Raw genomic sequence first — 18,618 nt, forward strand, 5'->3', positions numbered from 1 at the left:
ATCCCGGGCGGGCAGGGGATTGACGTGTGGGAAGGCCGCGCCCAGGTGCTGACGGCCCAGGGGGAAGACTTCAGCGAAGCGTTCCTCGATGGCGCCCGCCAGGCATTGGCGCTGGTACAGCGTCACAATATCCGCGTCGCCGTACTCAAGGCCAACAGCCCGTCGTGCGGCAATCTGCTGACCTATGACGGCACCTTCACCGGCGTGAAGGTCACGGGCGAAGGCGTGACGGCGGCCTTGCTCAAGCGCCATGGGGTGCTGGTGTTCAGTGAGCTGGAATTGCCCGAAGCGGCAGCGGCCCTGGCAAAATGCTCAAGCCCGACATAGATCAACATGTGGGAGCGGGCTTGCTCGCGAAAGCGCAGTGTCAGTCACCCGATGCTCAAGCCGAGCCACCGCATTCGCGAGCAAGCCCGCTCCCACATTGACCGAGTCGTTTATTCGGCCTTTTTCACCGGCTTGCTCGCATCCATCCCGAACCACTTCTCCGACAACGCCGCCAGCCGGCCATCGGCCTTCACTCGTTGCAGGGCCTTGTCCAGGCTGGCCTTGAACGCCGGGTTACCCTTCTGGAACGGAATCGCCAGGCTCAGCGTCGGGCCGACGTCTGCGCCTTCCTTCACCGGCAGCTGGCTGTCGCGAATCGCGTAGGGAATCAGCAGCCGATCACTGATGGCGGCATCGATCTGTTGATCGGCAACGTCCTTGAGCGGCTGCCTGGCATCGGCATAGCTGCGCAAATCAACGCCCTCGGCGGTGCGCGCCTGCTCCACAAACTGGCTGCCCTGGGCCACGCCCAACGCCTTGCCCTTGAGCGCCGCAAAGCTGCCCAACGGGCGCTGTTCCTGCTTGCGCACGATCAGCTGTGCGCTGGAGTAGCTGTAGGGCTCGCTGAAGTCGAAACGATCCGCCAGTTCAGGAGTCATAGCGATATGGTTGATGGCCACGTCGTACTTGGCGCTTTCCACGCCGGGCAGCAACTCGGCGGCATCGACAGTGATAAAGGAGGGGCGTACGTCCATTTCCTTGGCCAGCAACTCACCCAGCTCCACTTCAAAACCGGTGAGTTTGTCGCCTTCCTTGAAGTTGAAGGGCGGGGTGTTGGCTTCCATTGCGATGCGCAGTTCCCCGCGGTCAAATACATCGTCGATCAGTTCGGCATGGGCCAAGGGACTTGCAAGGGGCAGTAAAAGTAACAGGCCAGGCAGGAAACGCATGGTCGCTCCTAAAGAATTCGAATGAGCGAAGCGTTGTTCAGGCTCGCTTTGCTATGGTGTTGAATGCCTTGGACAGCAATTTGTCGCGAAGTTGTCATAACCCTACAGATTTCCCGGAAAAACTGGAGAAGTGAATGAAAGCCTTTTTGACCCGTGCAACCCTGGCCAGCCTATTGCTGGGCGCTTCGATGCTGGCGACCGCTGCTGATGGCATCCCGCGCAGCGCTCCACCAGAAGGTGCCAAAGTGTTCATCGTGTCGCCCAAAGATGGCGCCACTGTCGATAAAACCTTCACCGTGAAATTCGGCATGGAAGGCCTGAAACTGGCCCCGGCCACCAGCCAGGACCCGGGCACCGGCCACCACCACCTGCTGATCGACCAGAAAGAGTTGCCGGATGCCAGCTTGCCGATCCCGGCCACCGACACCGTGATCCACTACGGCAAGGCCCAGACCGAAACCGAGCTGACCCTCACCCCAGGCAAGCACACGCTGCAACTGGTAGCCGGCGACAAACTGCACATGCAGTTCAACCCGACTGTAGCCTCGAAAGTCATCACGGTTAACGTCAAGTAAGATTTGTTCAGACAAAAAAAGGGAGACCCGAGGGTCTCCCTTTTTTATGCGCGTTTAGCGATTAGAACAACACGCGGCTACGGATAGTGCCGTTGATGTGTTGCAGCTTCTCTTGCGCCAGGTCCGAATACTCGGCGTCTACGTCGATAACCACGTAGCCGACTTTCTCGTTGGTCTGCAGGAACTGACCGGAAATGTTGATGCCGTTTTCCGCGAAGACCTTGTTGATCTCCATCATCACGCCAGGGATGTTCTGGTGGATGTGCAGCAGACGGTGCTTGCCAGGGTGCGCCGGCAGAGCCACTTCCGGGAAGTTGACCGAGGACACCGACGTACCGTTGTCGCTGTACTTGACCAGTTTCTCCGACACTTCCAGGCCGATGTTGGCTTGGGCTTCTGCGGTGGAACCGCCGATGTGCGGGGTCAGGATCACGTTGTCCAGGCCACGCAGCGGGCTTTCGAAGATGTCGTCGTTAGAGCGCGGCTCAACCGGGAACACGTCGATGGCGGCGCCGATCAGGTGCTTGTCCTTGATCGCGTCGGCCAGGGCGTCCAGCTCGACCACGGTGCCGCGTGCAGCGTTGATCAGGATCCCGCCCTTCTTGATGGCGCGGATTTCCTTCTCGCCGATCATCCACTGGGTCTCAGCGGTTTCCGGTACGTGCAGGGTCACGATGTCGGACATGCCCAGCAGCTCGGTCAGGCTCGACACCTGGGTGGCGTTGCCCAATGGCAGCTTGGTCAGGGTGTCGTAGAAGAACACCTGCATGCCCAGGCCTTCGGCCAGTACCGACAGTTGAGTACCGATCGAGCCGTAACCGACGATACCCAGCTTCTTGCCGCGGATTTCGAAGGAGTTGGCTGCGCTCTTGATCCAGCCGCCACGGTGGCAGGAAGCGTTCTTCTCGGGAATACCGCGCAGCAACAGGATCGCCTCGGCCAATACCAGCTCAGCAACGGAGCGGGTGTTGGAGTACGGTGCGTTGAACACCGCGATGCCGCGCTCGCGCGCTGCGTTGAGGTCGACCTGGTTGGTGCCGATGCAGAAACAGCCGACAGCTACCAACTTCTTGGCGTGATCGAAGATCTCTTCGGTCAGCTGAGTGCGGGAGCGAATGCCGATAAAGTGCGCGTCGGCGATCTTTTCCTTGAGCTGGGCTTCCGGCAGAGAACTGGTGATGTACTCAATGCTGGTGTACCCGGCGGCCTTCAGGACTTCGACGGCCGATGGGTGGACGCCTTCCAGAAGAAGGAACTTGATCTTGCTCTTATCGAGAGAAGTCTTGCTCATCTGCGTAAACCTGTATCCCGGAGAAAAATGGCAGGGAATCGGATCACGTAAGCTGACCCGGACGGCAGGAAAGCCGTCACCGCAGAACGCCCTTGGGCACTATCCTGCGGGGGCGGTATGCTAGCATACGTGCCCCGCTAAACACCCATTCCTGCGACGTGAAGCGTTCTCAGGATGACCATGAATTGTTCGAGAGTTCTGTCGATGACCCATCCTGCCCTGATTGATGAGCTGAAGACCCTGGTTGAGCCTGGCAAGGTCCTGACCGATGCTGACTCCCTTGAAGCTTATGGCAAGGACTGGACCAAGCATTTCGCGCCGGCCCCGGTGGCCATCGTCTTCCCGAAGACTACCGAGCAGGTGCAGGCCATCGTCCGTTGGGCCAATGAGCACAAGGTCGCGCTGGTGCCGTCCGGTGGCCGTACCGGCCTGTCGGCCGCTGCCGTCGCTGCGAATGGCGAAGTGGTTGTGTCGTTCGACTATATGAACCAGATTCTCGACGTGAACCTCACCGACCGCACCGCCGTGTGCCAGCCGGGTGTGGTCACCAAGCAATTGCAGAACGTCGCCGAAGAAAAAGGCCTGTACTACCCGGTGGATTTCGCCTCGTCGGGTTCCAGCCAGATTGGCGGCAATATCGGCACCAATGCCGGCGGGATCAAGGTCATTCGCTACGGCATGACCCGTAACTGGGTGGCCGGTATGAAAGTCGTCACCGGCAAGGGCGACCTGCTGGAGTTGAACAAAGACCTGATCAAGAACGCCACCGGCTACGACATGCGCCAGCTGTTCATCGGCGCTGAAGGCACCCTGGGCTTTGTGGTCGAAGCGACCATGCGCCTGGACCGGGCGCCGAAAAACCTCACCGCGATGGTGCTCGGCACCACCGATTTCGACTCGATCATGCCGGTGTTGCACGCCTTCCAGAGCAAGCTGGACCTGACCGCCTTCGAATTCTTTTCCGACAAGGCCCTGGCCAAAGTCCTCGGTCGTGGCGACGTGCCGGCGCCGTTCGAATCCGACTGCCCGTTCTACGCGCTGCTGGAATTTGAAGCGACCACCGAAGAAGTGGCCAACGATGCCCTGGCCACGTTCGAACACTGCGTCGAGCAGGGCTGGGTGCTGGACGGCGTGATGAGCCAGAGCGAAACCCAACTGCACAACCTGTGGAAGCTGCGCGAGTACATCTCCGAGACCATCTCCCACTGGACGCCGTACAAGAACGACATTTCGGTGACTGTGTCGAAAGTGCCAGCCTTCCTGAAGGAAATCGACGCGATTGTCGGCGAACACTACCCGGACTTCGAAATCGTCTGGTTCGGCCACATCGGCGACGGCAACCTGCACCTGAACATCCTCAAGCCGGAAAACCTGAGCAAGGACGAGTTCTTCGCCAAGTGCGCCACCGTCAACAAGTGGGTGTTCGAGACCGTGCAGAAGTACAACGGCTCGATCTCCGCCGAACACGGCGTGGGCATGACCAAGCGCGATTACCTGACCTACAGCCGTTCGCCGGTTGAAATTGAATACATGAAGGCAGTGAAAGCGGTGTTCGACCCGAACGGGATCATGAACCCGGGCAAGATTTTCGCTGTTTAACAGTCCCTGAAGGAGTCGGTCCATGAGCTACCAGCACAAGTATGTCGACGGCACCAATATTCACTTTCCCCTGGGGAAGGTGGTGTGCATCGGGCGTAACTACGCCGAACACGCCAAGGAACTGGATAACCCGGTACCGACCGAGCCGCTGCTGTTTATCAAGCCCGGCAGTTGCGTAGTGGCACTGGAAGGCGGTTTTGCCATCCCTACCGAGCGCGGTTCGGTGCATTACGAAGCGGAAATCGCGGTGTTGATCGGCAAGCCGTTGTCGGCCAAACCGAGCCGCGAGGAAGTGCTGGACGCCATCTCCGGCTTCGCCCCGGCCCTGGACCTGACCCTGCGGGACAAACAGGCCGAGCTGAAAGCCAAGGGCCTGCCGTGGGAAATCGCCAAGTCGTTTGACGGTGCGGCGGTGATTGCCCCGTTCGTGGTCGGCAGCACTTTCCCGGATGTGACGGATATCGGCATCCGCCTGACCATCAACGGCGAAGTGCGCCAGGACGGCAACAGCGCGATCATGCTCAACCCGATCATCCCGATGATCCAGTACATGGCCGGCTGCTTCTCGTTGCAGGCCGGGGATGTGATCCTCACCGGTACGCCGGCAGGCGTGGGCCCGCTGAATGTGGGTGACGAGCTGGTGCTGGAATTGCCGGGTGTGAGCCGCTTCGAAAGCAGCGTTCGCTGAATACCTGGCGAAACGCGGTCAAAAATGTGGGAGCGGGCTTGCTCGCGAAAGCGGTGTATCAGTGACAGATTCAGTGACTGATACTCCGCATTCGCGAGCAAGCCCGCTCCCACATTTGATCTGTGTACTGCCACCCAATCGTGTTTTTGCATTTTTTTCACACCCCATCCGGATAATCCTCAGCCTCCTGCGCGCGGACCTTTTGATCCTGTGCTATCCCCTAAAGCTGACTTTCTGGAAAGCGTAATGGCCGTGCCTCTCCCATCCGTAAAACCCACGTTTCGTTCACGCCTTGCCATGCGCTGGTATTCCTGGCTGTTCCTCTCCGGCGCGATCATTTACGGCGTGGCCTGGGCGATGCACTGGGACGACCGTGGCGTGTTGTGGCTGGCGGAGGGTTTCGAAACCCCGGCCGAGCGCCTGGAAAGCGTCTGGCTCCCGGACTACCACGCGGTGATCGACGCCAAGCTGCTGCCCGGCATGGAGAAGGACGAAGCCTCGGACCTCGCCTATAACCCGCTGACCAAGACCCTGTTCTCGGTGATGGGCAAGAACCCGTTCCTGGTTGAACTGACCCTGCAAGGCGACGTGCTGCGCAAGATGCCGCTCAACGGCTGGAACAACCCGGAAGGCGTGACCATGATGGAAAACGGCCTGATGGCCGTGGTCGATGAGCGCCAGCACAGCCTGACCATCGTCAAGGTCGACCCACAGACCCAGCAGTTGAACAAAGCCGACTTCCCGTCCTATGACCTGGGCCCGTCCAAGGACCAGAACAAAGCCTTTGAGGCGGTGACCTGGGACAAGCGCAACCAACAGCTGATCCTCGGCGAAGAACGCCCACCGGCCCTGTTCACCTGGAAAAGCGACGGCAGCCAGACCCTCTCCGGCGCCAAGCAAAAGCTCGCCAGCACTGAACTGGACATGCGCAACCTGTCGGCGCTGACCGTCGACCCGCGTACCGGCCACCTGCTGGCGCTGTCGGCGGACTCCCATCTGTTGCTGGAACTGGACGAGAAGGGCGAGCAGGTCAGCTTCATGACCTTGCTCGGCGGCTTCAATGGCTTGAAGAACACCATCCCGCGTGCCGAAGGCGTGACCATGGACGAGAACGGCACGCTGTATATGGTCAGCGAGCCGAACCTGTTCTATCGCTTCGAGAAGCAAGCGCAGTAGTTCGATTACGTCAGATTTTTCTCTATCTGCGGCATCCGCCAGACACCCGGGGCGTTTAAGTTTAAATTCAGGCGACCGTGATATTCATTCGCCAGTTTTTACTCTGAGCCCCGCCCGATGCGTCGACTTGCCCGCCCCAAACCTGCTTTTTTTATCCTGATCCTGATCGCCCTGGTGGCGTGCGGTGTGGTTGCCCAGCAATTGCGCCTGTTCGAGCGTGCCTGGTTCAACTGGCAATCCTGGCGCAATCCCGCCGGGGAGCACTCCATTGGCCTTGGGGATTACCGGGTGGCCCTGGAGGCGCAGGTGATCGACGGCCTCAACGATGATGTCTCGGCACTGACCTTTGATCCGGTGCGCAACAGCCTGTTTACCGTGACCAACAAGAACGCTGAGCTGGTCGAACTGTCCCTGGACGGCAAAATCCTGCGGCGCATTGCGCTGGTGGGGTTTGGCGATGCCGAGGCCGTGGAGTACATCAGCGACAACACCTACGTGATCAGCGACGAACGCCAGCAGCGGCTGATCAAGGTCCACGTGGATGACGACACCCAATTCCTCGATGCCGCCGACGCCGAGCAAATGACCCTCGGCGTGCACTTGGGCGGCAACAAGGGCTTCGAAGGCCTGGCCTATGACTCGGTGGGCAAGCGCCTGTTTGTGGCCAAGGAACGCGACCCGATGCTGATCTACGAGGTCCACGGCTTTCCGCATTTCAAACCGGAAAAAACCTACTCGGTGCACGTGATCAACAACCCCAAGCGCGATGCCGGGTTGTTTGTGCGCGACCTGTCGAGCCTGCAATACGACGAGCGTAGCGGTCATCTGCTGGCGCTGTCGGATGAGTCATTTTTGGTGCTGGAACTGGATATCGACGGTCGCCCCCTGAGCAGCCTGTCGCTGCTCAAGGGGCGCCATGGCCTGAAGCAGCGCGTGCCTCAGGCCGAGGGGATCGCCATGGACAACGACGGCACGTTGTACATGGTCAGTGAGCCCAATCTTTTCTATGTATTCAAAAAAACCAAGTCTTGAGTCATGTGCAGAACAAATGTGGGAGCGGGCTTGCTCGCGAATGCGGTGTATCAGGCAGTAATTCAGGCACTGACACACCGCATTCGCGAGCAAGCCCGCTCCCACATTGGATTTTCTCTGTATTTGGAATTGTGTCTCTTTTTGGAGACTAGGCGATGCCCAAGGCAACCATTTTCTTGTACAAGGTCGACCGACCCAGCCCCAGCCGCTTCGCCGCCTCCACCACATTCCCCTCACAGTGCTTCAACGCCGCCCCAATCACCTGCCGATCAAACCGCTCCCGGGCCGCGCTGAAACTCTCGCCCTCAACGGTTTCTATCAAACTCTGCTCAACCGGGCTGAATGTACCAATTGCTGCGCGAATTTCACTGGCGTCCAGCACCAGGTCATCACTCAACAGTGCCGCCCGCTCCAGCACATTGCGCAGCTCGCGGATATTCCCCGGCCACGCATGCTGCGCCAATAACGCCAAGGCCTCGCGGTCCAGCTCATGCTGGCTGCGCAACTCCTCCAGAATCGCCTCGCTCAACGCCGGCAAATCATCCAGCCGCGCGCGCAACGGCGGCACCTGGATCGGCAGCACATTCAGCCGGTAATACAGGTCCGCCCGAAACTCCCCGCGCTTGATTGCCGCTTCCAGGTCCATGGACGTGGCCGCAATCACCCGCACATCGCTGTGGATCATCTCGTTGGAGCCCACCGGCTCGAACTCTTTCTCCTGCAACACCCGCAGCAATTTGCTTTGCAGTGGTAGCGGCATGTCGCCGATCTCATCCAGAAACAGCGTGCCGCCCTGGGCAATCTGCAACTTGCCGGGTCGGCCCTTGCGGTCGGCACCGGTAAATGCGCCGGGCGCCGTGCCGAAGAATTCCGCCTCCAGCAAATCATGCGGGATGGCTGCGCTGTTGATGCTGACGAAAGCTTTATGGGCGCGAGGCGATGCACCGTGAATCGCCTGGGCCAGCAGCTCCTTGCCGGTCCCGGTTTCCCCCAGCAGCAACACTGGCGACTCCGCGCTCGCACTGCGCCGCGCCCGACGTTTGACTTCCAGGCTGGCCGCGCTGGTGCCGATAAAGTGCGCGAAGTTGTATTTACTCTGCCGCGACCTCAGCAGCGACCGAGTGGAAGCCAGTTCCTGCTGCATGCTCAGGTAGCGCTCGATCAGCGGCGACAGGTTGCGCAGCTCATCAAACAACGCAAACCCGATGGCGCCGATCACCTTGCCGGCGTCGTCATGGATCGGCAGGCGCATCACCACCAGCGGGCCTTTGGGCGTGTCCTGGATATCCAGCAATATCGGCTGGTCGTTACGCACCACCTGGCGCAACAGGCTGTTGGAAATCACCTGCTCGCAGGGTTGCCCGATGGCTTCGTCGGCGCTTTTCAGGCCGAAGCGCTTGGCGTAGCGCTCGTTCATCCAGACGATGTTCGCGTCACCGTCGACAATCACCGTGCCTTCGCTGGACTGCTCGATGATCTCGAACAGCGACTGGATCGCCAGGCCGCGAACGTATTGGTAATCCTTGAGGCTGCCAGTGGTGCTCATGGGTGCGCCGCCGCGAGGAGTTCCCGGGTGTAAGGGTGTTGAGGCGCGGCAAACACTTCATCGCTGGGCCCGCGTTCCACCACCTTGCCGTCCTTGATCACGATCATGTCGTGGGCCAGGGCCCGCACCACCGCGAGGTCATGGCTGATAAACAGGTACGTCAGGCCGTACTTTTCCTGCAGCTCAAGCAGCAGGGCGACCACCTGTTTCTGCACGGTACGGTCCAGTGCAGAAGTGGGTTCGTCCAGCAGGATCAGCGCCGGCTTGAGCACCAGCGCACGTGCGATGGCGATGCGCTGGCGCTGGCCGCCGGAGAATTCATGGGGGTAGCGATGGCGGCTGGCAGGGTCCAGGCCCACGTCTTCCAGCACGCGAATCACTTGGGCTTCGCGGTCCTTGAGGCTGCACGGCGCATGCACTTCCAGGCCTTCGCTGATGATCTGCGCCACCGACATCCGCGGGCTGAGGCTGCCGAACGGGTCCTGGAACACCACCTGCATCTGCTTGCGCCACGGTTGCATCTGCTTTTGCGTCAGGCCGTCGAGGGCCTCGCCCTGGAAGCGAATCGCGCCGCTGGAATCCAGCAGCCGCAGAATCGCCTGGCCCAGGGTGGATTTGCCCGAGCCGGACTCGCCGACAATCCCCAGTGTCTTGCCGCGCTGTACCTCCAGGCTGATGCCATCCACCGCTTGCAGGTACTGCTTGCGCCGGAACAGTCCGCCGCCCAGCGGGAACTGCACACTCAGGTTATCCACCTGCAACACCGTCTCCCGCGCCTCGTGATTCAAGACGATGCCTGCCGGTTCAGCATCCAGCAGCAGGCGGCTGTAAGGGTGCTGCGGGGCGCAGAACAGGGTTTCGCAATCCGCCTGTTCGACAATTTCCCCGGCCTTCATCACGCACACCCGCTGGGCAATGCTGCGCACCAGGTTGAGGTCGTGGCTGATCAGCAGCAGCGACATGCCCAGGCGTTGTTGCAGGGACTTGAGCAGCAGCAGGATCTTGCGCTGCACCGTCACATCCAGTGCAGTCGTCGGCTCATCGGCAATCAGCAGTTCCGGTTCACAGGCCAGGGCCATGGCGATCATCACCCGCTGGCGCTGGCCGCCGGAGAGTTGGTGGGGGTAGGCCTTGAGGCGTTCCCGGGGCTTCTGGATGCCCACCAGTTCGAGCAATTCGAGGATCCGCGCCTGGGCCTGTTTGCCGCCCAGGCCCTTGTGCAACAGCAGGGTTTCGCCGATCTGCTTCTCGATGCTGTGCAGCGGATTCAGGGACGTCATCGGCTCCTGGAAGATCATCGCAATCCGGTTGCCCCGCAGTTTTTGCAGGGTGGCGGGCGAGGCGCCGAGCAGTTCCTGGCCGCGATAGCGCACCGAGCCGGTGGTTTCGGTGCCGGCTTCGGGCAGCAGTTGCAGGATCGAATGGGCGGTCACCGATTTGCCCGAACCCGACTCGCCCACCAGCGCCAGGCACTCGCCGGGGCGCACGTCCAGGCACAGCTTGCGCACCACCGTCTGGCCGTTGAAGGCGACACTCAGGTCGCGAATCTCGATCAGGTTTTCAGTCATCTCAACGGCCTTCATGAGCGTGGGTCGAAGGCGTCACGTAACGCCTCGCCGATAAACACCAGCAACGACAGGATCAGCGCCAGGGTGAAAAACGCGGTCAGCCCCAGCCACGGCGCTTGCAGGTTCTGCTTGCCCTGGGCGATCAGCTCACCCAGTGACGCGCTGCCGGCGGGCATGCCGAAACCGAGGAAATCCAGGGCGCTCAGGGTAGAAATCGCCCCGGTCAAAATGAACGGCAGGTAGCTCAGGGTAGCGGTCATCGCGTTCGGCAGGATATGCCGGCGGATGATCTTGCCGTCCCCCAGGCCCAACGCCCGCGCGGCCTTGACGTACTCCAGGTTGCGCCCCCGCAGGAACTCGGCGCGCACCACGTCCACCAGGGCCAGCCAGGAAAACAGCGCCATGATCCCCAGCAGCCACCAGAAATTCGGTTCGACAAACCCTGACAGGATGATCAACAGATACAGCACCGGCAGTCCGGACCACACTTCCAATATTCGTTGCCCGAGCAAGTCGACCCAGCCGCCGTAATATCCCTGCAAGGCACCGGCGGCGATGCCGATGGCGGCGCTGATGGCGGTGAGAGCCAGGGCAAACAGAATCGACACCCGGGCACCGAAGATCACCCGCGCCAGCACGTCGCGGGATTGGTCATCGGTGCCCAGCCAGTTCACGCTCGATGGCGGGCTGGGGGCAGGGCGGGTCAGCTCATAGTTGGGGGTGTCGTCGCTGAACGGGATTGGCGGGAACAGCATCCAGCCGCCGTCCTTCTTGATCAGGTTCTGCACGTATTCACTGCGGTAATCCGCCTGGAACGGCAGTTGCCCGCCGAACTCCTGCTCGGTGTAGCGCTTGAACACCGGGAAATACAGCTCGTTCTGGTAGCTGAGCACCAGGGGTTTGTCATTGGCGATCAACTCGCCGCCGAGGGTCAGGATAAACAGGCCGATAAACAGCCACAGCGACCACCAGCCGCGGCGGTTTTTCTTGAAGCGTTCAAAGCGCCGACGGGCCACGGGAGAGAGCTTGAGCATCAGGCGTTCCTCGCGGCGAAGTCGATACGCGGGTCCACCAGGGTGTAGCAGAGGTCACCGATGAGTTTTATCAAAAGGCCAAACAGCGTGAAGATAAACAACGAACCGAACACCACCGGATAATCCCGTGAAACTGCAGCTTCGTAGCTCATGCGACCGAGGCCGTCGAGGGAGAAGATCACCTCGATCAGCAGCGAGCCGGCAAAGAACACCGCGATAAATGCCTGGGGAATCCCCGAGATCACCAGCAGCATGGCATTGCGAAACACATGCCCGTAAAGCACCCGGCGTTCACTCAAGCCTTTGGCCCGGGCGGTGACCACGTACTGGCGGGTGATTTCATTGAGGAACGAGTTTTTCGTGAGGATGGTCAAGGTGGCGAAGCCGCCGATCACCAGGGCGCTGACCGGCAGTACCAGGTGCCAGAAGTAATCGGCGATCTTGCCGACGGTGCTCAACTGGTCGAAGTTTTCCGAGACCAGCCCGCGCACCGGAAACCAGTTCAACGAAGTGCCGCCGGCGAACACCACGATCAGGAACATCGCAAACAGGAACGCCGGCATCGCATAGCCAATCACGATCGCGGTGCTGCTCCACACATCAAAACTGCTGCCATGGCGCACCGCCTTGCGAATCCCCAGCGGGATCGACACCAGGTAGGTGATCAAGGTGGCCCACAGGCCGAGGGAAATGGTCACCGGCATCTTTTCGAGGATCAGGTCGGTCACGCTTTTGCCACGGAAGAAACTGTTGCCGAAGTCCAGCTGGGCGTAGCTCTTGAGCATCAGCCACAGGCGTTCCGGCGCGGGCTTGTCGAAGCCGTATTGTTTTTCGATGTCCTTGATCAGTTTCGGGTCCAGGCCACGGCTGGCCCGGGAGCCGCTGCTGAGGCTTTCGGCAGACGAGCCGCCGACGCCACCGCCGCCGATACCTTGCAGGTGGGCGATGGCCTGTTCCACCGGCCCGCCGGGCGCGGCCTGCACGATAACGAAATTCACCAGCAGGATAATCACCAGGGTGGGAATGATCAGCAGCAAGCGCCGCACGATATAGGCAAACATCAGCGGGCTCCCGGGCGTTTGGTCAGTTCGGCTTTCATCTGCTCGTTAGTGAGCGGTGTGGGGCTGATTTCCCACCAGGTTTCCAGGGCCTCATCGGTCTTGGCTTCCACGGCCGGGCGGCCGAAGCGGTTCCACCACGCGGCGGAGGTGCCCGGCGGGTAGTAGTTGGGGATCCACAGGTAATTCCATTGCAGCACGCGGTCCAGGGCGTGGGCGTAACTGAGCATCAGCGACTGGGTATCAGCCTTGACCAGGCCGTTGATCAGGCTGTCGACGGCCGGGTCTTTCAGCACCATGTAGTTGTTGGCGCCGGTATCAAACGCGGCGGCCGAACCGAAGTAGTTGTACAGCTCCATCCCCGGCGAAGTGGTAACCGGGAAGCCGGTGACGATCATGTCGTAGTCCCGGGCCATCAGGCGGTTGACGTATTGCGAGGAGTCAATGCGGCGGATGTTGAGGGTGATGCCGATCTGCGCCAGGTTGCGCTTGTACGGCAACAACAGGCGCTCAAGGCCGTTCTGGGCGTTGAGGAAGGTGAACTCCAGCGGCTCGCCCTCGGCATTCACCAGCTTGTCACCGTCGGGCTTCCAGCCGGCCTGTTCCAGCAGGGCCAGGGCTTGCAGCTGCTTGTCGCGGATCATCCCGGTACCGTCGGTGGTGGGGGCCTTGAACACCTGGGTGAAGACTTCGTCGGGAATCTGCCCGCGCAAAGGTTCCAGAATCGCCAGTTCCTGGGCATCCGGCAGTTGGGTCGCCGCCAGCGGGCTGTTGGAGAAGAAGCTCTGCTGGCGGATGTACATGTTGCGCATCATCTGCCGGTTGGCCCACTCGAAGTCCCACAGCATGGCCAGGGCCTGGCGCACGCGGCGGTCCTTGAACATCGGTTTTTGCACGTTGAACACGTAGCCCTGGGCCGGCTGCGGTGCCTCCTTGGCCAGGTGCGCGCGTTGCAGGCGGCCATCATCGAGGGCCGGGCCGTTGTAGCCGATGGAGTAGCCGGTGGCGGAGAATTCGCGGTTGAAGTCGTAGGCACCGCCCCGCAGGACCTGGCGCGCGACTTCGGTGTCGCCGAAGTATTCCAGGCTCAGGTGATCGAAGTTGTACAGGCCGCGGCTGATGGGCAGGTCCTTGCCCCACCAGTTCGGGTCACGCTTGAACGTGATGGTGTTGCCGGCATCCACCTTGCTGATGGTGTAGGGGCCGCTGCCGAGGGGAATCTCGTAGCCGCCGCCGTCGGCGAAGTTGCGGGTCTTCCACCAATGCTCGGGGAACACCGGCAGGGTCGCGACATCCAGGGGCAGGGTGCGGTTTTCGTTGCTGGAGAAATCGAAGCGCACCTGGCGCAGGCCTTCGACTTCGACGTGTTTGACGTCGGCGAACAGCGTGCGGTAGCGCAGGCTGCCCTGGGTCATCAGCAGGTCAAAGGAGTAACGCACGTCTTCGGCGGTGATCGGTTGGCCATCGGCGAAACGCGCCTTGGGGTTCAGGTAGAAACGCAGGGACAGACCGTCGTCTGACCGCTCCATCTTTTCCGCCACCAGGCCGTAGACCGTGTAGGGCTCGTCCAGCGAACGCAGGGCCAGGGGCGAATACAGCCAGCCATCGACCTGGCTGACCCCGATGCCTTTGTCGCCATAAGGCAGTACATGGTCGTAGCGCCCGATTTCGATCGCCGAACGCCGCAGGCTGCCGCCCTTGGGGGCATTGGGGTTGGCGTAGTCGAAATGGGTGAAGCCGGGTTGGTATTTGGCCGGCTCGCCGTACACGGTCAATGCCGATTGCGGCGCGGCGATCACGGCGGTGCTGGCCAGCAACAGGGCCAGGGTGGAGCAAAACAGGGTAGAAAAAGCGACTCGCATTATCAGCCTTGGGCGCCGGGTGAAGAGGTAAAGGGATTTGTACGCTATGCGCGTACGCCTCGCCAGTCATCACACTGTCACAGATGCACAACGGCCCACCAAAGGGTGGGCCGTTGTTTTAAACATTAGCGCGGACTGGATCAGTCCTGACGGCTGGTTACTTCCAGCAGGTGATAACCGAACTGGGTTTTCACTGGGCCTTGCACGGTGTTGACCGGGGCGCTGAATACGACGGTGTCGAATTCCTTGACCATTTGGCCCGGGCCGAACGAACCGAGGTCGCCGCCTTGACGGCTGGACGGGCAGGACGAGTTGGCTTTGGCAACTTCGGCGAAGTCGGCGCCGCCTTCGATTTGCGCTTTCAGTTCGTTGCACTTGTCTTCGGTGGCAACGAGGATGTGACGGGCGGTGGCTTTGGCCATGAGGGGTATCTCCTTGGGTAAAAATGCTGAGCGTACCGGATTCAGGTGGTTATTTCCTGGCAAAGTTCCCCTGGGTTGCCTGGACGGTCAGGATCGGGCCATTACGCCGCTGTGGGTCAGCCAATCGATAAACAGCGCAAACAGCTCCGCCTGGGAGTTGATTTCAAGCTTGGTATACAAATGCTTGCGGTGCATGCGCACGGTTTCCGGGGAAATGCCCAGCACCTGCGCGGTGGATTTCACCGAGTGCCCACGCAATATCAGGTGGGCGATTTCCCGTTCGCGCACGGTCAATACGCCGCTGCCAAAATGCATGAACGCCGCTTCAATCTGCTGATGCACCTGGGTCTGGGTGAAGGCCTCGTCGCTGATCACCTTGCACAGCCCGCCCGTGGTGCCGAAGCGGCGCAGCAGTTCGCGCACGATGGGTTGGGCGGTTCGTTGCAGTGTCAGTTGTTCGTCGCTGAACTGGCCGGCACTCAGCCCCTGGAACATGCACAACGAAATCTTGCTGTTGGGGCACAGGTCGACGATGTAGTAGCTCTCTTGGGCGCCGCCGCTGCGCAGGTAGTAGGTTTTGTAGTACTCGCTGTTGAAGAAATCGTCCGGGGCGATCTGCGCCAGGTGGTAGAAACCTTCGGCCAGGCCCTTGTCTACCGCGAGGCAGAACGGGTCCAGCAGGTAGCCCCGGGAGAAGTAACGGTTGATGATCTCTTCGTAGTGCGGCCGGGGGATGCCTTGCTGGTAGAGCAAGTGTGGCGCCTGGCCCTGGCGCTCCAGGCTGATCATCATCGATTCGATAGGGGTCAGCGCACTGAGGGCGCAGGCCAGGTGTTCAAGGAATGACGCTTCGTCGACGCTGGCGAAGGCGTGGGCCAACGCACCATTCCAGGCGTCAAGCACCTGGAAGGACGGGGCAGGGCAGTGATCGGCATGCTCGTTCATGCCGGCCAGTCTACCCGCCGGCCAGGGCCCCGGCAAAAGCACCGGGGCGCCCAGGCTCATCGGCCTTGATACTCGCCGCTCTGGCGCAGCTCTTCGGCGGTGTCGAGGATGCACTGGCGCAGGATTTCCACCACTTGATCCACCTGGGCATGGGTGATGATCAGCGGCGGCGACATCACATTCAGGTGGCCAATGGGCCGTACCAGCAAGCCTTTGGCCTGGGCCCGCAGGTGGATCTTCTCGCCGATGTTCACCGCGTCCGGCAGCAGCGCCTTGGTGTGCTTGTCGGCGACGAACTCAATGCAGGCCATCAGCCGCTGGCAGCGCACATCGCCCACCAGCGGCAGGTTGGCCAGGGTTTGCAGGCGCTGTTCGAGGTACACGCCGACGTCTTCGACGTGGGCCAGCAGGTTTTCCCGCTCGATGATCTCGATGTTCTTCAGCGCCGCCACGCAACTCACCGGGTGGCCGCTGTAGGTGAAGCCGTGGGTAAAGCAGCGGCCCTTGCCCGGCTCGCCGATCACTTGCCAGATGCGCTCCGAGAAAATACACGCGCCCAACGGCAGGTAGCCGGACGTCAGGCCCTTGGCGGTGGTGATGATGTCCGGTTGCATGTCGAACACTTCCTGGGAGGCGAAGAATTTTCCCAGCCGGCCGAAGGACGTCACCACTTCATCCGCCACGTAGAGCAGGTCATAACGTTGGCAGACTTCCCACATGCGCCGGTGGTAACCCTTGGGCGGAATGATCACGCCGCCCGAGCCCATGATCGGTTCGGCAAAGAACGCGGCCACTTTGTCGGCGCCGATGGTCAGGATCTTGTCTTCGAACTCATCCACCAGGAAATCGAGGAACTGCGCCTCGCTCATGCCCTGCGGCGCCCGGTAGTAGTTGGGGCACGAAATGTGGTGGAACAAGTCGCTCATGAAATCGAATTCCGGCGCGCGGTCGGCGGCCTTGTTGCCGATGGACATCGTGAGGAACGTCGAGCCGTGATACGCACTGAAGCGCGAGATGATGTGTTTCTTCTCATGCTTGCCGCGACTGTTCTGATAGAACTGCACCAGACGATAGGCGGTATCGACAGCCGTGGAACCGCCGGTGGTCAGGAACACATGATCAAGATCGCCGGGAGCCAGGCTGGCAAGCTTGGCGCACAGTTCGATGGCGGTGACGTTGGCCATGTCGCAGAACGGGTTGGAGTACGCCAGCTGGCGAACCTGGTTGGCGATGGCGTCTGCCATTTCCTCGCGGCCCAGGCCGATATTCGTACACCACATGCCGCCGACCGCATCCAGGTAGCGGTTGCCGGCGGTGTCGTAGATGTAGGCGCCGTCACCCGCCGCGATATTCAGTGAGCCTTGTTCACGGTGTTCGTCGAACATATGAAAACCGTGCATGTAATGGGCCTTGTCGGCGGCGTCCAGTTGGTCGTGGTCGAACTGGGCGAAAAAGTCAGGATTTGGCAGGGTCATGGCGTTTACCTTCAATGGCTGGGTTTCACTTGCCGGTCTTCACGGCATTCCAGGTACGGGTGATCAGGCGCACGGCGGCTTGGGACTGGCTTTTCTGGGTGAACAAGCGTTGCATCGTCGCCGAGTCCGGGTAGATGGCCGGGTTGTCGCGTATATCGGCATTTACGAAGGGCTTGGAGGCCAGGTTGCTGTTGGCGTAGTGAATGGTGTTGCTGACGCCGGCGATCACTTGCGGTTGCAGGAGGAACTCGATGAACTTGTGGGCATTCGCCACATGGGGTGCGTCGGCCGGGATGTAGAAGTTATCGAACCAGATCAGCGAGCCTTCCCTTGGGATGAAGTAACCCAGGTTGACCTTGGCCCCGGCTTCCGCCGCCCGGGCCTGGGACGTGGCGTAGTCGCCGGACCAGGTGGTGGCCATGCACAGCTCGCCATTGGCCAGGCCGTTGATAAAGCCGCTGGAGTCGAATTTGCGGATGTACGGGCGCACGGCCATCAGCACATCCTGAGCGGCCTTGAGGTCTTTGGGCGCCACGCTGTTGGGGTCCAGGCCGAGGTAGGTCAGGGCCAGCGGGATCATGTCGGTGGGGGAGTCGATGAAGGTGATGCCGCAGTCGGCAAAGCGCGAAATGATCTTGGGGTCGAAGATCATCGCCAGGGAACCAATGGGCGCATCCGGCATGCGTTCCTTGATCTTGTCGATGTTGTAGGTCACGCCATTGCTGCCCCAGGTGTAAGGCGCGGAATAGGTCACGCCCGGATCATGGGTTTCCAGGCTTTTCAGCACTTGCGGGTCGAGGTTGTTCCAGTCCGGCAGCAGCGCTTTGTTGAGGGGCTGGAAGGCCTTGGCCTTGATCAGCAGCGGTACCAGTGAAGCGTTGAGCACCACCAGGTCATAGCCCGAACGCCCGGAGAGCAGCTTGCCCTGCACGGTTTCGTAGGAGTCGTAGGTGTCGTAGATCACCTTGATGCCGGTGGCTTTCTCGAAGTCGGCGAGGGTGTGTTCCCCGATGTAATCGGCCCAGTTGTAGATGCGCAAGGTGTTGCCCGGGTCGTCAGCGGCCTGGCTGACGGACGTTGATGCAAGCAAGACAGCGCTGAACAGGGCGATAACGGCTTTATGCATGGCG

17 protein-coding genes are annotated in these 18,618 nt (G+C 60.9%); 6 read left to right on the top strand and 11 right to left on the bottom strand.

Translation table 11 applies throughout. The annotated features are described in order from the left end of the window. A partial coding sequence (locus HX846_RS00400) for a DUF523 domain-containing protein (protein ID WP_178964782.1) occupies nucleotides 1-327 on the top strand: 327 nt, incomplete at its 5' end. A gap of 110 nt (nucleotides 328-437) precedes the next feature. Here HX846_RS00400 and HX846_RS00405 read toward each other — a convergent pair. Then, nucleotides 438-1,217 carry a transporter substrate-binding domain-containing protein gene (locus HX846_RS00405; RefSeq protein WP_177022348.1) on the bottom strand — a complete coding sequence of 260 codons (780 nt, stop codon included), beginning with the start codon at nucleotides 1,215-1,217 and terminating at the stop codon, nucleotides 438-440. A gap of 134 nt (nucleotides 1,218-1,351) precedes the next feature. On the opposite strand from HX846_RS00405, the gene HX846_RS00410 reads away from it, so the two are divergent. Further along, nucleotides 1,352-1,792 (top strand): DUF4399 domain-containing protein, encoded by a 441-nt coding sequence (locus HX846_RS00410; protein ID WP_178964783.1) that lies wholly within the window; start codon nucleotides 1,352-1,354, stop codon nucleotides 1,790-1,792. Nucleotides 1,793-1,853: 61 nt separating this feature from the next. Here HX846_RS00410 and serA read toward each other — a convergent pair whose 3' ends face one another. After that, the gene (gene serA / locus HX846_RS00415; RefSeq protein WP_003213846.1) at nucleotides 1,854-3,083 is read right to left on the bottom strand and encodes a phosphoglycerate dehydrogenase; all 1,230 of its coding nucleotides are present in this window, start codon (nucleotides 3,081-3,083) and stop codon (nucleotides 1,854-1,856) included. Between the two features lie 204 nt (nucleotides 3,084-3,287). Here serA and HX846_RS00420 point away from each other — a divergent pair, with 204 nt between their 5' ends. From HX846_RS00420 to HX846_RS00435, 4 genes are all read left to right on the top strand, one after another. Beyond that, nucleotides 3,288-4,682, top strand: coding sequence for an FAD-binding oxidoreductase (locus HX846_RS00420; protein ID WP_003213844.1), 1,395 nt, complete (start codon nucleotides 3,288-3,290; stop codon nucleotides 4,680-4,682). Nucleotides 4,683-4,704: 22 nt separating this feature from the next. Continuing rightward, nucleotides 4,705-5,370 carry a fumarylacetoacetate hydrolase family protein gene (locus tag HX846_RS00425; RefSeq protein ID WP_003213842.1) on the top strand — a complete coding sequence of 222 codons (666 nt, stop codon included), beginning with the start codon at nucleotides 4,705-4,707 and terminating at the stop codon, nucleotides 5,368-5,370. Between the two features lie 246 nt (nucleotides 5,371-5,616). Next, complete coding sequence (locus HX846_RS00430) at nucleotides 5,617-6,546, top strand: SdiA-regulated domain-containing protein (protein ID WP_178964784.1); 930 nt, start codon at nucleotides 5,617-5,619, stop codon at nucleotides 6,544-6,546. 117 nt (nucleotides 6,547-6,663) lie between these two features. After that, nucleotides 6,664-7,578, top strand: coding sequence for an SdiA-regulated domain-containing protein (locus HX846_RS00435; RefSeq protein WP_003213837.1), 915 nt, complete (start codon nucleotides 6,664-6,666; stop codon nucleotides 7,576-7,578). Nucleotides 7,579-7,726: 148 nt separating this feature from the next. Here HX846_RS00435 and HX846_RS00440 read toward each other — a convergent pair whose 3' ends face one another. From HX846_RS00440 to HX846_RS00480, 9 genes are all read right to left on the bottom strand, one after another. Further along, entirely contained in the window at nucleotides 7,727-9,124 is a 1,398-nt protein-coding gene (locus HX846_RS00440) for a sigma-54-dependent Fis family transcriptional regulator (RefSeq protein WP_177080228.1), read from the bottom strand. Continuing rightward, nucleotides 9,121-10,692: an ABC transporter ATP-binding protein gene (locus tag HX846_RS00445; RefSeq protein ID WP_008436992.1), complete on the bottom strand. Its 1,572-nt coding sequence runs from the start codon at nucleotides 10,690-10,692 to the stop codon at nucleotides 9,121-9,123. The genes HX846_RS00440 and HX846_RS00445 overlap by 4 nt, the downstream gene beginning before the upstream one ends. 11 nt (nucleotides 10,693-10,703) lie before the next feature. After that, the gene (locus tag HX846_RS00450) at nucleotides 10,704-11,726 is read right to left on the bottom strand and encodes an ABC transporter permease (protein WP_003208019.1); all 1,023 of its coding nucleotides are present in this window, start codon (nucleotides 11,724-11,726) and stop codon (nucleotides 10,704-10,706) included. Further along, a complete protein-coding gene (locus HX846_RS00455; protein WP_003208021.1) occupies nucleotides 11,726-12,787 on the bottom strand; it encodes a microcin C ABC transporter permease YejB in 1,062 nt (353 codons plus the stop codon). Before HX846_RS00455 ends, HX846_RS00450 begins: the two co-directional genes overlap by 1 nt. Further along, nucleotides 12,787-14,646 carry an extracellular solute-binding protein gene (locus tag HX846_RS00460; RefSeq protein ID WP_177117180.1) on the bottom strand — a complete coding sequence of 620 codons (1,860 nt, stop codon included), beginning with the start codon at nucleotides 14,644-14,646 and terminating at the stop codon, nucleotides 12,787-12,789. Before HX846_RS00460 ends, HX846_RS00455 begins: the two co-directional genes overlap by 1 nt. A gap of 140 nt (nucleotides 14,647-14,786) precedes the next feature. After that, nucleotides 14,787-15,068: a peptidylprolyl isomerase gene (locus HX846_RS00465; protein WP_003208024.1), complete on the bottom strand. Its 282-nt coding sequence runs from the start codon at nucleotides 15,066-15,068 to the stop codon at nucleotides 14,787-14,789. 87 nt (nucleotides 15,069-15,155) lie between these two features. Beyond that, nucleotides 15,156-16,073 (bottom strand): response regulator transcription factor, encoded by a 918-nt coding sequence (locus HX846_RS00470; protein WP_003208026.1) that lies wholly within the window; start codon nucleotides 16,071-16,073, stop codon nucleotides 15,156-15,158. Next, a complete protein-coding gene (locus HX846_RS00475; protein ID WP_003208028.1) occupies nucleotides 16,070-17,488 on the bottom strand; it encodes an aminotransferase in 1,419 nt (472 codons plus the stop codon). Before HX846_RS00475 ends, HX846_RS00470 begins: the two co-directional genes overlap by 4 nt. A gap of 25 nt (nucleotides 17,489-17,513) precedes the next feature. Beyond that, complete coding sequence (locus HX846_RS00480; protein ID WP_178964785.1) at nucleotides 17,514-18,614, bottom strand: polyamine ABC transporter substrate-binding protein; 1,101 nt, start codon at nucleotides 18,612-18,614, stop codon at nucleotides 17,514-17,516. Nucleotides 18,615-18,618 lie beyond the last annotated feature (4 nt).

The organism is Pseudomonas sp. K5002 (assembly GCF_013386655.1).
In the GTDB taxonomy this organism is placed as follows: domain Bacteria; phylum Pseudomonadota; class Gammaproteobacteria; order Pseudomonadales; family Pseudomonadaceae; genus Aquipseudomonas.